This window comes from Streptomyces sp. NBC_00239, from assembly GCF_036194065.1.
Classification (GTDB): Bacteria; Actinomycetota; Actinomycetes; order Streptomycetales; family Streptomycetaceae; genus Streptomyces.
In genome coordinates, this window is record NZ_CP108095.1 from 1629275 (window position 1) to 1643622 (window position 14348).

The 14348-nt window shown below is 71.4% G+C and carries 14 protein-coding genes and 1 pseudogene; 9 read left to right on the plus strand and 6 right to left on the minus strand.

Annotated features, from left to right (window positions below; all coding sequences use genetic code 11):
* The first annotated feature begins 14 nt into the window (after positions 1 to 14).
* The 8 genes and pseudogenes from OG764_RS07055 (at position 15) to OG764_RS07090 (ending at position 6145) form a co-directional block, all read left to right on the plus strand.
* Positions 15 to 647, plus strand: a complete 633-nt coding sequence (locus OG764_RS07055; RefSeq protein WP_328967533.1) for a WhiB family transcriptional regulator — start codon at positions 15 to 17, stop codon at positions 645 to 647.
* Between the two features lie 91 nt (positions 648 to 738).
* A pseudogene (locus OG764_RS41705) lies at positions 739 to 1150 on the plus strand (DUF2637 domain-containing protein); the annotation flags it as partial.
* Between the two features lie 601 nt (positions 1151 to 1751).
* Positions 1752 to 1943: a hypothetical protein gene (locus OG764_RS07065; RefSeq protein ID WP_266578827.1), complete on the plus strand. Its 192-nt coding sequence runs from the start codon at positions 1752 to 1754 to the stop codon at positions 1941 to 1943.
* 248 nt (positions 1944 to 2191) lie between these two features.
* A complete protein-coding gene (locus OG764_RS07070) occupies positions 2192 to 2719 on the plus strand; it encodes a MobC family plasmid mobilization relaxosome protein (RefSeq protein ID WP_328967535.1) in 528 nt (175 codons plus the stop codon).
* A gap of 15 nt (positions 2720 to 2734) precedes the next feature.
* Positions 2735 to 4447, plus strand: coding sequence for a relaxase/mobilization nuclease domain-containing protein (locus tag OG764_RS07075; protein WP_328967536.1), 1713 nt, complete (start codon positions 2735 to 2737; stop codon positions 4445 to 4447).
* A gap of 101 nt (positions 4448 to 4548) precedes the next feature.
* Positions 4549 to 4980, plus strand: coding sequence for a hypothetical protein (locus OG764_RS07080; RefSeq protein WP_266949433.1), 432 nt, complete (start codon positions 4549 to 4551; stop codon positions 4978 to 4980).
* A gap of 95 nt (positions 4981 to 5075) precedes the next feature.
* Entirely contained in the window at positions 5076 to 5750 is a 675-nt protein-coding gene (locus OG764_RS07085) for a hypothetical protein (protein WP_328967537.1), read from the plus strand.
* Between the two features lie 35 nt (positions 5751 to 5785).
* Entirely contained in the window at positions 5786 to 6145 is a 360-nt protein-coding gene (locus OG764_RS07090; RefSeq protein WP_328967538.1) for a hypothetical protein, read from the plus strand.
* Between the two features lie 187 nt (positions 6146 to 6332).
* On the opposite strand, the gene OG764_RS07095 is transcribed toward OG764_RS07090, so the two are convergent.
* From OG764_RS07095 to OG764_RS07105, 3 genes are all read right to left on the minus strand, one after another.
* Positions 6333 to 7112 (minus strand): DUF317 domain-containing protein, encoded by a 780-nt coding sequence (locus OG764_RS07095; RefSeq protein WP_328972904.1) that lies wholly within the window; start codon positions 7110 to 7112, stop codon positions 6333 to 6335.
* Between the two features lie 15 nt (positions 7113 to 7127).
* Positions 7128 to 7424, minus strand: coding sequence for a hypothetical protein (locus OG764_RS07100; RefSeq protein WP_328972905.1), 297 nt, complete (start codon positions 7422 to 7424; stop codon positions 7128 to 7130).
* Positions 7425 to 7590: 166 nt separating this feature from the next.
* Positions 7591 to 7956 carry a DUF317 domain-containing protein gene (locus OG764_RS07105; RefSeq protein WP_443055862.1) on the minus strand — a complete coding sequence of 122 codons (366 nt, stop codon included), beginning with the start codon at positions 7954 to 7956 and terminating at the stop codon, positions 7591 to 7593.
* Positions 7957 to 8204: 248 nt separating this feature from the next.
* On the opposite strand from OG764_RS07105, the gene OG764_RS07110 reads away from it, so the two are divergent.
* Entirely contained in the window at positions 8205 to 9920 is a 1716-nt protein-coding gene (locus OG764_RS07110) for a hypothetical protein (RefSeq protein ID WP_328967540.1), read from the plus strand.
* A gap of 144 nt (positions 9921 to 10064) precedes the next feature.
* On the opposite strand, the gene OG764_RS07115 is transcribed toward OG764_RS07110, so the two are convergent.
* From OG764_RS07115 to OG764_RS07125, 3 genes are all read right to left on the minus strand, one after another.
* Positions 10065 to 10967, minus strand: coding sequence for an MSCRAMM family protein (locus tag OG764_RS07115; protein WP_328972906.1), 903 nt, complete (start codon positions 10965 to 10967; stop codon positions 10065 to 10067).
* Between the two features lie 225 nt (positions 10968 to 11192).
* Positions 11193 to 13469, minus strand: coding sequence for an MSCRAMM family protein (locus tag OG764_RS07120; RefSeq protein WP_328967541.1), 2277 nt, complete (start codon positions 13467 to 13469; stop codon positions 11193 to 11195).
* 19 nt (positions 13470 to 13488) lie between these two features.
* Complete coding sequence (locus OG764_RS07125) at positions 13489 to 14331, minus strand: DUF317 domain-containing protein (protein WP_328967542.1); 843 nt, start codon at positions 14329 to 14331, stop codon at positions 13489 to 13491.
* Positions 14332 to 14348 lie beyond the last annotated feature (17 nt).

Sequence of the window (14348 nt, forward strand, 5' to 3'; positions counted from 1 at the left end):
TGGAGACCCATCCCATGCGCGAAATCACCACCAACACCCAGCCCGTGCCCGACCTGCGTGGCATCGCCGACATCTCGTGGCACGACCGAGGGAACTGCCACGACCTGGACACTGCCGAAGCCGACCGGATGTTCTTCCCCGCGCCGCGGGCCCACGCCGACATCGCCGAAGCCAAGACCCTGTGCGGCGCCTGCCCCGTGCGGCAGGACTGCTTCACCCACGCCATGGACAACGACATCCGCTGGGGCCTGTGGGGCGGACTGACCGAGTCGGAGCGCAAGCCCTGGCGCGCCAAGGTCGCCAAGCGACTCGACTACGAGCGGGTCCGCGCCGCCCTCATGGGCCGGGACGTCCACCTTTCCGCCGCCGAACGCGACGCCGTCACCCGCGCCGCCCACGTACGCGGCTGGAGCACCTCGCGGCTGGCCTACGTCCTCGGGGTCGATTTCGACCACGCCCGCGACCTCCTGCGCCGGGCGGCGCACGCAGTGGCAGACCGCGACCGGTACTGGAAGGTCCCCGCCGCGGACAGCCAGGCCAGCCCCGCCGACAGCGGCGACGGAAGCGCACCCGAGGAAACGTTCTGCCAGGTACCGCGCCAGGCCCAGACCCGCGAGCTCAACGACGCCCTGCGGAAGGCGGCATGACCTGCCCGGCGCCGCCTCCCGACCGGTCGACCATGCGCGCCGCCGGCGGCCACACACCACGCCCCACAGCAAGCCCGGAGAAAGGGAGCCCTTGACCGAGGAGACCGCCGACCGATACGCCCTGATCGCTGCCGGGACGGTGATCATCGTCCTGACTGGCGCCGGATTCTGGCTCTCCTACGCCCACCTCGCCGAAGTCGCTGGCAGGCACGGCCTGGACCGCTCGCCCATCCGGCAGTGGGCCTGGCCCGCCACGCTGGACATGTTCATCGTCGCCGGCGAACTGCTTATGCTGCGAGCGGGTCTGCGCCGGGTGACGGACTGGTGGGCAATCGGGCTGACGGCCGCAGGGTCGGCCGGATCAATCGCGCTGAACGTCGCCGGCGTCAGCGGCACCACCGGCAGTCCGGTCCCGGTCCTGGACTACGTGGTCGCCGCCGTCCCGCCGACGGGCGCCATGCTCGCCTTCGGAGTCCTGATGCGGCAGATCCACCAGCGCATCGCCCGGCCCCTCCGGAACAGCGCGACCGAAACCCGGACCGGCTCCGGCCCGAGCCGGACCGCCGCACCGCCGGACACGACGGAATCCCGGACCGGACCGAACCCGGACCACGACGAAACCCGGACCGACGCCCCCGCCGGACCGGACCAGCCCAGCCCCAAACCCGGACCGGACCCGGACCCAAGCCGGACCACCGCACCGCCGGACACGACGGAGCCCCGGACCGGACCGAACCCGGACCACGACGAAACCCGGACCGACGCCCCCGCCGGACCGGACCAGCCCAGCCCCAAACCCGGACCGCGGCGGACTCGGACGGGACCGGTACGTCCTCGGACCGTCCGGGCGAAGGTCCACGCCGGACGGTCCGAACGCCGGACCCGACCGCGCCGCCTGTCCGAGGAAGAGGTTGTCGAGCTGGTCCTCCCGGACGTCCCCGCAGCCCTGGCTGCGGACGGGAACGCGCAGATCACCCGAACCCAGCTGCGAAGCATCATGCGCGCCCGTGGCATCCCCCTCGGCAACGAGCACATCGGCCCCGTCCTGACCGCGCTTCGCTCTGCGACCGCCTCCCCCAAATCCCACGAAGGAGCCACCCACCGATGAAGACCTGCACCCGATTCGCCGACATGAAGGCCGGTTACGAGCGCGACATCGCCTTCCTGCGCGGCCATGCCGCCCGTCACGAGGGCAGCACCGCAGCGAAGGCGAGCACCCGGCACGCCTGGGGCGTGAAGCAGAACATGGCCAGGGCCCTGGCCCGACACTTCGAGCGCTGCCCCCTGTGCCGGTGACCGAACCCTGTCCCTACGGCGGCCCGGACCAGCACCCGGGCCGCCGTCCCGTTCCCCCACCACCTGGCCTCCCGGAAGGAGCCAATGCACCCATGCAGTCCGCTGAAAACCAGCCCGAACCGGCGCCGAACAGGACCGTCAAGTCGGCCGAATCCTGGGCCCGTGACAACCGTTCTCCCGACGTCAACTCGCTCCCAGAAGGAGCAAGTTATCAGCCAAGACACTCTTCCCCGTCGGGGAAGCGCGTCTTGCCCCATCCCGCCCCAGGGGTGGCGGGAGCGGACCGGAGCCAGGGGGCACCGGTCCACGAGGCAGCGACCGAGGGCGGATCGCAGCCGGAGGAGAAGCCCGCGCCGCGCCGCAAGCGCCGCGCCACGAAGAACGCCTCGCGCAAGCGCTCGCCGAAGACCGCCGCCAACAAGCGCTCGCACGTCTGCAGCGTCCGCCTCAACGACGACGAGAAGAACCGCCTTGCCACCGCAGCAGCTGCATCCCGTACGAGCCTGCCCGCGTTTCTCGCCCGCAGCGGGCTTGCCGCCGCCCGGGACCCAGACCGCGCCTCCGCCGCCATCGCCGGTGAACGAGAAGTAGTCGCGGAGCTCTTCGCCGCCCGCCGGCACCTCGGCCACGTCGGCAACAACCTCAACCAGCTGGCCCGCGCGGTCAACTCCGGTGGCCAGCCTGCGGACGTCCAGCTCCATGCCGTGCTGATCGCCGTGCAGCGGGCGATCCGCCGAGTCCAGACCGCCACCGACCAGCTCCTCGAACACCGCTAGGAACCCCCACCCGTCATGGTCCCCAAGATCCACAAGCGCGGGACGCGCACCATCGGCCTTCTGTACTACCTGTACGGGCCCGGCAAGGCCGAGGAACACATCGACCCGCACCTGGTGGCCTCCTGGGACCACGCCGCCCCCGACCCCGGCCGCGACCCCGCAGTCACCTACAAGCAGCTCCAGGAACTCCTCGACCAGCCCCTGGCCAACCTCCACGAGAGCGAGCGGCCGACGAAGCATGTGTGGCACCTGTCGGTACGCAACGCGCCCACCGACCGGACCCTGTCCGACCAGGAGTGGGGCGACGTCGCCCGCCGGATGGTCGCCGCCGCCGGCATCGACGACCCCGAGCAGGGCTCCGGCTGCCGCTGGGTCGCCGTCCGGCATGCCGACGATCACATCCACATCCTGGCCACCCTGGTCCGCGAGGACGGCTACCGGCCCGACCTCGACTTCGACGCCGTCCGCGTCCAGGCCGAAGCCCGGCTCCTGGAGAAGGAACTGGGCCTGCGCCAGCTCAACCCGGGTGACGGCACCGCCGCCCAGCGGCCCACCAGCGCCGAACGCCATAAGGCCGATCGCATGGGACGCGAGCGCACGCCCAGGGAGGAACTGCGGGAGACCGTACGACGTGCAGCAGCCGGCGTCGCCAGTGAGGAGGAGTTCTTTGAACGACTGGGCGCCTCCGGGGTGCTGGTCCGCAAGCGCGTCGCACCCTCCGGAGACCTTCTGGGCTACACGGTCGCCCTGCCGGGGGACCTCAACAAGGACGGGGAACCGATCTTCTACCCGGGCTCGAAGCTCGCCGCAGATCTGTCCCTGCCCCGAATCCGCGAGCGCTGGTCCGACCGCAGGCAGGATGAACCGATCGTCGAGCCGGTGGCCGCGTCGGGGCCGGCGCAGGCCCGACGTCGGGCGAGCGCGGCGGTGTGGCAGGCGATCCTCGTCATGGACGGGACGGACGACGCGGCGACGGCCGCGTACATCGCCGCGGCCGGCGAGATCCTTGACGCGCTCGCGAAGACGAGTGCCGCCCACACCCGCCGTGAACTGCGTGATGCCGCCTTCGCATTCGAGCGGGCATCCCGTTCTCACGTACGAGCCGAGCGCGGGCACGACCGGGCGCTGCGGCAGGCCGCTCGCGATCTCGTCTACAGCGGTCCCGCCCTGGGGCGCGGGGAGGACGGGGCGACGACTGCGATGGTGATCGACGCCGTGTTCTTCCTTGTGACCGTGGCCGGGCACTGGCATGCGAAGAAGGCACACGCGCAGCAGGCCGCCGCCGCCCACCTGGCGGCAGAGCACCTGCGGACCGCCTACCGAGCCGCCGCCGCGCAGCCCATGGGCGTGCTGGCCGTACGGGGCCGATCGCTGGCTCTTCCGGTGCTGCGCCGCCAGGTCCTCCGGGTCCGGGAAGCGCTGCCGCCGGCGCTGGCGGAACGGGTCCTGGCCGAAGCCGGATGGGCGGCGCTGGCGACGACCCTGGCCGATGCCGAGGCAGCCGGGTACGACGCCACCACCCTGCTGGCCGACGCCGCCGCCCGACGGGAGCTGGGGAGCGCCGAGTCGGTGTCCGACGTGCTGGTGTGGCGACTGCGCCGCGCCGCGGACCTGCCAGCCGACGCCCAGACGATGCCCTTGCCCGACGGCGCCACCGCCTCGTCGGGCCCCACCGGACCGAAGGCCGAGAACCCGGCAGCGAAGGGCACACAGCGCCGCCGGAGGTGATCAGGCTTTCAGGAGTTTGTGAGTTGCCGCAGGTGGGGCCCATGGGGCACGCTTCTTGACCCACCGCCGTGTGCGGGGAGCCGACTGGGAGGGGAGCCCGAGTGTTCGGTCGCAGGAAGGCCAAGCAGGATCGTACGGAGCTGGGGCCGGCAGGTGTCCCGTGGCTGGCGCACCCGGAGCCGCAGTGGCCCGACCCGGTGCAGCAGACGCCCGCCCCCGCTCCGGCCGCCCCGGTGGTGGACGACTTCCTGCCGCCGGACTTCCGCATGGACACCGATGACGACCTGGCGGGCCGGCTCATGCCATGGCCGCGCCCCCTGGTCATCGAAGGCGATGTCCGTGCCTGCCCACAGTGCGAGGCGTACCGGGACTGGGTCGTCCTGTGCACTGAAGGGCGGATCTGGCTGCGCTGCCGCGACGGCCACGAGACCCTGGAGCCGCGGCTGGACGTGGCCTGGTACAACCGCAACAGCGGACCGAGCAACGGCAAGTTCGGCACGCTCGAGGAGGGCCTGCGCTCCATCGGCCACTGATCGGGTACCGCGCCCCTGGACCCCTGTGTTCCTTCCCTGCCGCTCCTAGGAGGCGGCCACGGTCAGCACACCCGCATCCGACCCAGGGAACCCGCATGCGCCTGCGCCAATCCACCGTCCTCACCAGCACCTGCCTCGCCCTCTGGGCGCTGACCAGCTGTTCCGCCCCGCCCTCCGACATGGCGTCTGCAGCGCCTCGGGCGGAGACCTCCATGCCCACCGCCGGCAACCACGAAGTGCTGCCGTCGGAGCGGCTGGCGGACCGGCTGCTCACCGCCGACGACCTCGGCCCCGGCTACGCCGCCCGCCCCGCCGCATCCACGGCTTCGCCCGAGGCGTCCGTCGAGGGCTGCCCGCAGCTGGAGCAGCTGGGCAGCGCCGCGGACAACCCGTACGCGACGTTCCCGAACCATGGGAAGCGGGTCCTCACCGGCCCCGGCGGCACCCAACTGACCGAGGAGCTGTACTCCGCGCCGCCCAAGGACCTTTCCGCGGGGGTCGGGCGGATCATGACCGCGATGGGCGCCTGCCCGTCGTACCAACTGGTCACCGCCACCACCGTGGCGGAGGTCCGCACCCAGACGGTGCCGGTGCCACGTCTCGGTGACGAGCAGTGGGCGCAGGTCCTCACCGTCACCGCCGGCGGGCGGCGCACCGTCGTCCAGCAGACCGTGATTCGCGACGGAGCCGTGCTCCTGGTCATCTCCGGCAGCCCAGCGGAAGTCACGGTCCACGGGCAGACCGCCCTGGCCAAGGCAACAGCCCGCTGAACCCCCTTGTCCCCACCCTTCTATATGGAGGTTCCGTGACCGAGTTCATGTCCACCGAGGCCCTCGCCCGTCTCACCGCCGCCAGCGATCCGCCGGTGCGGCTGATGCTGGCTCTCGCTTCCCTCGGAGCAGACCGGACGCAGATCCTTGGCGCCAGGTCCACCGGACGCCGCGATGAAATCGCGCTTCCGGAAAGCGAGCGAGCCACGGCGGCATTCGCCGAGCTGCAGTCCCTGCTCGGCGCAGCCAACGCCCAGGCGGTGCGCCGCTCCGGCACCCGTGCCCGTGCTGCCCATCTCACCGAAAACCTGACCGCAGACGGGGGTCTCCCGGCTGTGCACTGGCACAAGCCCGGCGACCAGCCGCCCCGAGGCACCACGGGCCACGGCCTCTGACCGGTGGCCAAGGGAGACCGCCTTCGCTTGGCGCCCCGCCCGACTCGCGCACAAACGCTGAGGCCGGGCGGGGTGCCGGTCGTCGGCAGGTATCGCGACCACCTCCTGAGGCGCACATCGATCAATGACTGTGAATGCGACGCAAAAGGCCGACGGCCGGACCCAAGAGGGTCCGGCCGTCGGCGTATCAGACAGTCGGTTGCACAGTGAGCTGGCCCTCGCTGCTCTCCGGCAAGGTGTGGCGCAGCACCGGTGCGGGTGAGGCCAGAGAGGCGGCGAAGGCCGCAACGAGATCGTGCGGCGTGCTGGCGGAGAACATGGCGGCCCACAGGAGCCCGCCGCCCATCGTCGGTTCGCACCATGCCTGCCATCCCGCCGCTTCCGCCTCGGGATCGAGGGCGAGCGGGTCGCCGTCCTGAATGCCCTCGTCCGGCAAAGCGGTCAAGGCCATGGTGGCGGCCAGCCGCGGGTCGGACATGGCGGTGGGGGTGTCGATGTCGCGGATCCAGCCGCCGCCGGCCAGCGCATCGAGAACCGCCTGCGGTCCGGCGTAGCCGTGGGCGGGATCCGGGCGATCCTCCAGGGCGAGCAGGAAGTCGGTGACAGCCTCGGGCGGGGTGCCGGCGGAGAAGTACGCACTCCACTGGGGAAGGCTGGCGGGGGTGGCACGGGCAGAGACCGTCCATGCCACCGGCTGATCACCCAGGAGGATGGGCTCGTCGGCCAGCACCCACTGCGCCCAGCTCAGTGAGTCCGGAGCGACGTGCAGGACGGTGCTGCGGAGAACCTGCCGGGCGTCGTCCGATTCGTCGGGCTCACGCCGACCTCGGACGAGGGTGAGGCTGGTCCAGCCCGCCGCGGTGAGGTGGGAGCCGACCTGGTCCGCAAGGAGGCCGTCGTCGCCCGCGAGATGGCGCGGGGTGACCCAGTACGCGGGAAGGGAAGGGAAGTCAGGGGCCGGGGGCAGAAGTGCTCCTTGTCATCAGGGGATGTCGCGGCTCGTATCGTCGTCGGAGACGGCGCGCAGCCGCCGTCCCCGTGCAGGAGGCTCGACCGGAGGCATCCAGGTAAGGGCCTCGGCGACTGGCCGGGGGAGGTACCCGTATTGCACCGCCTCCGCGTCCTCGGCGAGATAGACGACCGGTCGCCCGTCCTGGTCCGCGCCCACGGTCACGGTGCCCATCTTGTGGGCCATGGGAAAGAAAGGGTTGATCGCGAGCCGAACGCGGGCGGCAGGGTCCGCCGCGGACAGGTGTTCCATCAGGTCAGCGACGGTCATCTCGGCGCCGGGCTCGGGCTGGGGGGCCACGGTTCTCCTCACGGGTGGAAAGCGTTGTGGTGGGTGCGGATGTGCGCCGCGCGACCTCCGGGAACGGACCACGGAGGGACGGGCGAGCCGCTGAAGGACGGGAGGCGGCGGTCCCGGCCTCAAGGCGGCGTTGGCACTACTGCCGCCGAGCGGTGGCGAGCACCTCGGAAACGGTAGCCGCCACGAGCCGTGACGGAGTTTGTGGATCGAAGACGACACGGTAGCCGGGAACCTTGGCGGTGCCGGTGACGGCCAGGACCCAGCCCTCGTCCTCGGCTCCGGGCCGGCCGTCGGGAAACCAGCCGAGATAGAGCCTGCCATCGGCCGAGGAGATATGGGTGTCGGCCCGGTCGTCGACGATGAGGGTGAAGTCGCCGTTCGCCTCGGGGAAGCAGTCGATGACTTCTGTCGGCTGACCGGGCCCCAGAAGCCAGCTATGCAAGCGCAACTTCTCGATCGTGGTGCGAAATCCGGCGTTCGACAGCTCCACGGTCACAAGCATCACCTCTCTGACCTGGGAAAACCCCGAGTCGGGGGAAGGTCGTCTAGGTTGACATGCGCTGCAACGTTGCACCAGTCCTTGCGGGATCTTTCCTGTCTGCCACCGGCGAACTCGACCTTGGGGCGGTGCACTCGTCCGGTTTCGGGCACGGCCCACCTCGGCCGTCGCGCCCTGAGCGATGCCCCAGCACGGCCGAAGGAGTGCGGGGCCGCTGACAAGAAGGGAGGTTTGAGGAAGGATCGGGCGATGTGACGCAGGTACAGGCAACAGTCCTGAAGAAGTTGGACAGCGCGAGCAACCCGTTCACCTCCTACCAGGAGATGGTCACCGCTCTGGCGGCTGCCGTCGGCGAGGCGGGGCGCACCGAGGCTGAGGTGGATCACCTGCATGCGCTGTGCGCGGCGATGCTCTTCTTCCACCAGCCCGACGGTGCACTGAAGGGCTCCTACCAGGGGCCGGGGCCTGAGCCCTGGCCGACCGCAGCGAACCAGCTTCCTCCCCAGGTCCACGCTGTCTGGACCGCGTACGCGGACACGGCTGGCCATCCGATGGTGCGCGCCCGCCTGCACCACCTTCTATGGGAGGCCCGACACGGAGGCCGTCCCATCGACCACGTGTCGGCGGCCATCGCCAGCTACCGCGAGGCCGTCCCCGTGCTCCTGGCCGATATAGGGGACCGCGCCGTCAGTGCTCGGTGCGAGGCGGTCGATGCCCTGCTAGCCGCGCACGAGCTTGCCGCCAGGCTCCGCCAGCCGCAGCTGGCGGATGTCACCACCGAGATGATCGGGCTCGCCGACACTGCCCTCGACTGGCCGGAGCCCTCCCCAGGCATCGTCCACGCTGCGATCGAGCCCCTCTTGGCGGACAAGAACCTTCACCAGCTCATCCGCCCCGTGCTGGAGCGTGCCGTCGACCGCTTCCGCGCGGACTCCCATAACCACATCGGATCCCTGCAGATGATGCGTCGCATCGAGCCCGATCCTGCCGACCAGCAGCAGATCGAGCAGCGGATCCTCGCTGCCTACACCGACCACGCCGAGCAGCTCGACGGGCTCCCCAAGCTGATGCGACTCGAAGAAGCCGCCGTGTTCGCACGCGACCACGGGTTGACCGATGCCTTGGACGAGATCCGGCGTACCCAGCAGAAGCTCCGTCCCGAGGACCTGGGCCTGACCCGAACGATCACTCCGTTCCAGTTCCCGACGGCGCTGGTCGACGCCGCACGCGCGGCCATCGACTCCGCTGCCGACCTCCCTGCAGCTCTGCGGACCATCGCCACCGCGGTCCCCGTCCTGGCAGACCCGATCGACGCCGAGCAGCACGGACTGCTTCGCTTGCCGACGGCACACCTGAACTTGAACGGCCCGGTGGTCACCGCGTTCTCGGAGGAGGGCATCGCCGCGGGGACCGGCCGGACCGATGCCCACGTCTTCTCCCTGGGCATCCACGGCGTCCTCATCGAGGCCCAGCTCGACCAGCTCCACGAACGGTTCGCCCCTACCGAGGAACAGCTGCTCGACCAGCTATCCAACCCGCCGCTCGCGCCGGCCACCCGCATGCGAGGACTGGCCCGCGCCCTGCGCGCCTTCTGGGAGCACGAGGACGACATCGCGATCACCCTGGCCCTCCCTCGCGTCGAGGGCCTGCTGCGTCGCCGGATTCAGGCCGCCGACGTCGCCTTCATCCAGCACCACCAGGGCGACCGGCCGGGCCAGGTCAGCCAACTCGGGTCCCTCATCACGGACATGGGCAAGGCCGGATACCCCGAGCCCTGGCCGACGGTCTTCCGGACGCTCGTTGGTGGACCCACCGACGGCATGAACCTGCGCAACAACGTTCTCCACGACCTGGTGGACACCCCACCCCGCCACCACATTGCCCTGGTGATCCAGGCTGCGCTCTCCTTGCTCTTCGTGCCGCTGGAGGACCCTGCTAACTCTGGCGCCCCGGCCGCAGACGACTGAATACTCCCGAAGCACGAGCAGCCGTGCCCCTATAGACGATGCTCAACTGGCGGCGACGTTGCTGGCAGCACCACACCGGCCACAGGGGCGAAACGCAGTCGACCCCGGGAACCTGTCTGGTTCCCGGGGCCGGTGGTGGTGAGGTCAGTTGTCGTCGGTACGCCGGTGCTGGCCGGTGCCGGTGTCGCTCTCGTCGTTCTTACGGCGGCGGGCGGCGTAGACGGCGCCGCCTCCGGCGGCGAGGAGAAGGCCGCCGGCTGCCAGGAGCCACCCGTTGGTGCTGTCGGCGCCGGTGTGGGCGAGGAAGCCTTCGGGCTTGACGTCAGGTGCGGTGGGGGTCGCGGTAGCGGTGCCGATCTCCGGGCTGCTGGAGGGGGATGCCGCATCGGTCGGCTCCCCGGTGCCGGTCGAGGGCGACCCGGTCGGCGTGGGCTGGGAGGTGGGATCGCCGGTGGGCTTGGCCGTCGGCTTCCCCGTCGGTTCCTCGGTGGGCTTGGCCGTGGCCGCGTTCGTGAAGGCCGCGGTGGTCTCGGCTCCGGGCTTGGCCGTGATCTCCACCGGGGTGGTCTCCAGTCGGTAGCCGTCCGGGGCCCTGGTCTCGGTGGCGGTGTAGGCGCTGCCGGTCTTCTTTCCGACGGGCAGGGGGGCCTTGGCGGTTCCGTCCGGGCCGGTGGTGAGGGTAAAGGCGCCCTTGTCGTCCTTGGCGTCCTTCGGGGCGATGTTGACGATGGCTCCGGCCAGGCCCTTGCCTGTGGCCTTGTCGGTGACCTTGAGGGTGAGGCCGGCGGACTTGTACGGGTCGGTGATCGCCAGGACCTTGGGCTCGCCGGGGGCGACGACAACGTCCTGGTCGGGGACGGTGCCCAGCAGCGGGCTGCCGGAATCGGTCTCCTTGAGGCGTACGACGCCAGGGGTGAGGTCGGAGAAGGCCAGGGTGCCGTCGGCGCCGGTCTTGCCCTCGGCGAGCGTCTTACCCGCGGAGTCAAGCAGCTGGAAGGCGGCTCCGGGGGCGGGCTGGCCTTCGGGGTCCGTCTTGGCGATGCGCAGTCCGGCCTTGTCCGTCGGCGCGGGGTCGCCTTGATCCTTGGGGGCTTCGGTGGACGGGGAGGGGGCTGCGGTGGCGGTGGTGGCCGGTCAGGGCGACGGCGGCGGTCACGGCGAGCGCGGTGAAAAGGAAGGGGCGGTGCTTCATCAGGGGTGCTCCGGGCGGGATCGTGCGGTGCGGGACGGTGTGGCACGGGCTCCGAAAGCGGGGCCCGGCAGCGCGGGGGGTCAGCTGGGGGCGTCGCCCGTACGGCGGCGGCGGTTGATCAGGTAGAGACCGCCGCCTGCGGCGAGCAGGGCGGTGGCTCCGCCGGCCAGCCAGGCGGTGGCGTCGGCGCCGGTGTGAGCGAGGGATCCAGGCGGCGTCGTCGGCGGGGTGGTGGCCGAGGGTGTCGCGGGCGGGGTGCTCGGGCTCGGCGGCGTGGTCGCGGTGGGCTTGTCGGCGAGGGTGACGGTGACGTCGGCTCCGGGTCGGGCGGTGAACGCGACCGGTGAGGCGTCGAGTTGGTAGCCCTCGGGGGCCTTGGTCTCGCCGGCCCAGTAGCGGGTGCCCGCCTTGAGCGTGACGTCGAGGGAGACGGTCGCGGTGCCGTCGGTCCCGGTGGTGACGCTGGTGATCACCTTGCCGGGGGTGTGCTTGCCGGTCTTGTCCGTATCATCGGCGCGGATGGCGATGACCGCGCCCGGCAGGGTCTTGCCGGTGTTCTTGTCGGTCTTCTTCACCGACAGGCGGGCCTTCTTGAGCGGGTCGACGAGGTCGAGGGCGTTGGCCTGAGCTGTGCGTCCGGCGGTGATCGTGATGGTCTGCTCGGCGATCAGGTCGTGGACGGGGCTGCCGGAGGAGGTCTCGCGCAGCCGGTAGGTGCCGGCGGGGAGCTTGTCGAAGACGAGGTTGCCCTGTTCGTCCGTCTTGCCTGCGGCGACCTGCTTGCCGTCGGAGTCGAGGAGCTGGAACGCTGCGCCGACCAGGCGGGTGCCTTCGGGGTCCTTCTTGCGGATCGTCACGCCGCCGGTGGCCTCGCCGACGGTGATGGCGGCGGAGTCCTTGACGCTGGTGGTGCCCCCGGCGAGCAGCATCCGCTGGGCGGCCGGGTTCTTGGGCGTGAGGACCTGTAGTCCGATGGCGGGCAGCCCCTCGGCTGTCGCGGTGACGCTGGCGGTCCCGGGCTTCTCGGCGGTGAACTCCCAGGCGCCCGTGCCGTTGTCGTTGGTTGTGACCTTGCCGGAGGCGGTGCCTGAGCCTGACTCGGCGAGCGTGACGGCGACCTTCGGTACCGGCGTTCCGGCGGTGGTGGTGACCTTCACCGCGACGGTGACCTTCGTCCCGGTGGTGGTGGTCTTCACCGACGGCGTGATCTGGAGGGTGTAGGGGCCCGCGAGCTTCTTGGCCTCGGCGACGTAGCCCTGGGCGAGGGTGCGGGCGGTCGGGGAGACGACCGGGTACGCCAGGCGCTGCTTGCCGCGGTCGCCGTCGAGGGCGTAGGTGCCGCCGGCCAGGTACTCGTACACCACGGCGTCGACCGCGGCGGCCTGGGCGTTGTCGCGGGTCTGCCCGTACTTGCCGATCACATAGGCGGCCTGTGCCAGGTTCTCCTTGGTGACGGGCTTCCCGGTCACCGACGACGTCCAGGACGGGACCGGCTGCGGCTCGCCGTAGCCTCCGGCGTCGGCCGGGCCCTTGCGTTCAGGGTCGGCGCAGTAGGTCTCGGTGTCGCCGTGGACGGCCGGTCCGGGCGGGCCGTAGGCACCGATGTGGCTGGAGGCGGCGTGTCCCTCGGAGTCGGGGATGGTGTAGCCGGGGCCCAGCACCACGGAGGCTTCCGGGGCGGCCATGGCCGTCGCGGGCAGCAGGGTGCCTGCCGCGAGGGCGGCGACGGCGACGGCCAGGTGGGCGGGGTGGGCGGGGCGAAGGCGCATAAGGAGGAGAGGGTCCTGTCGGTGGAGAGGGGAAGTCGGGTGCGGGCGGCGGTGAGTCAGTAGGCGCGATGGGCCAATGACGGCCGAGGGGCGGGGCTTTACGGCAGGAGGGTGGTCACCGCGCCCGGGCGGCAGAGGTCCGAACTTGCCGGGATGCGGCGGCGGGGGCTGGCTGGTCCGTACCGGTGGAGCGCCGGGGATCCACAGGCGTACGTACTGGTCGATCGCGGCCCGCAGCCGGGTAACGCCGATGCCGACCCACGGGGGGTGCTCGCTGTGGTTCCAGTCGTTGAAGGTGCCGTACTCGCCCTGGCCGGGCTTGTGTCCGAGGCGCCGGTCTCGGGTGTCGAAGGCACCGTGGTCGGCGAAGCGCAGCACGGCGGTGTCGATCGGTCCTTTGTCGAGGTGCACGATCTGCAGTCGCAGCCCGTCGTAGCGGTCGGCGTAGATCGTGGGGGCGAAGTCGATGCGGAGCCGCAGCGGGAGGTCTGGGGCGGGGGCGGCGTAGTAGGCATGGCCGACGACGGCGGCCTCGGGGTAGGGCAGCGTGAGGTGGTCGGCGAAGAACTGTTCGGTGAACAGGGCCAAAGGGGTTCCTCGTTGTCGGTCAGCGGCGTACAGCGCCGCGGGCGGGAAGGGCAGCGGAGGGGGTGGTGGCGGTGCTCCAGCGCGGCACGCTGCCGACCGCGACGGGCGGGCGGACCCCGATGCGGGGGCGGAGATCGCGGGGAGTCGGCACCGGAGGGCGGGGCGGTACGACGGGCGTGAGCTGCGCGAGGGCGGCGAGCTGACGGTCGAGGCCCTGCTGCCAGCGAGCCACGGGAGTTGTGTCGGTGAACGCCTCCGCGGTGGCCGCGATGAGGTGGGAGGGCGTACGGGAGCTGAACGTGATCTCCGCGCGGGTGCCCCAGCCGGGAGGGCCGGCCCACAGTTCCGTCCCGTCCGGCAGGTCGCGGCGGGAGCGGTTGATGTAGACACCCGCGTTGCTGTCGGGGGCGGTCAGCTCCACGGTGCCGACCTCGGCGCCCGTGCGCTGCCAGCCGGCGGCGACCAGCGGTGCCAGGCTGTCGGCCCAGTACGCCGACGGGGCCGCGAGGAAGCGGTCCTGGCCGTCGGCCCAGTCCCGGGCGAGGGCGGTGGTGAGGGCGGCGACGAGCTCGGGCGGGGTGTTCTGGTTGACGATCGCGGTCCACTGCGGTCCGGAGACCGCGTCGGGCGCGGCGCTGATCGTCCACAGGTCGTAGTCGTCTCCGGCCCAGCCGATCCGGATGCGGTGGTCCGGGCTGGTTACGACGAGCTGGTGCGGGCCCTCGTCGAGGTGATGGTGGGGCCAATGCTTGACGGGGGCGAAGCCGGCATCGCCGTAGCCGGGCGATCCGGCGAGGTAGCGGGGGGTGACGTAGACGTCGCCGTCCACGGTGGCGGCGGCCTGGGGGGCGGATGAAGGCAAGGGCGTCTCCACGAACG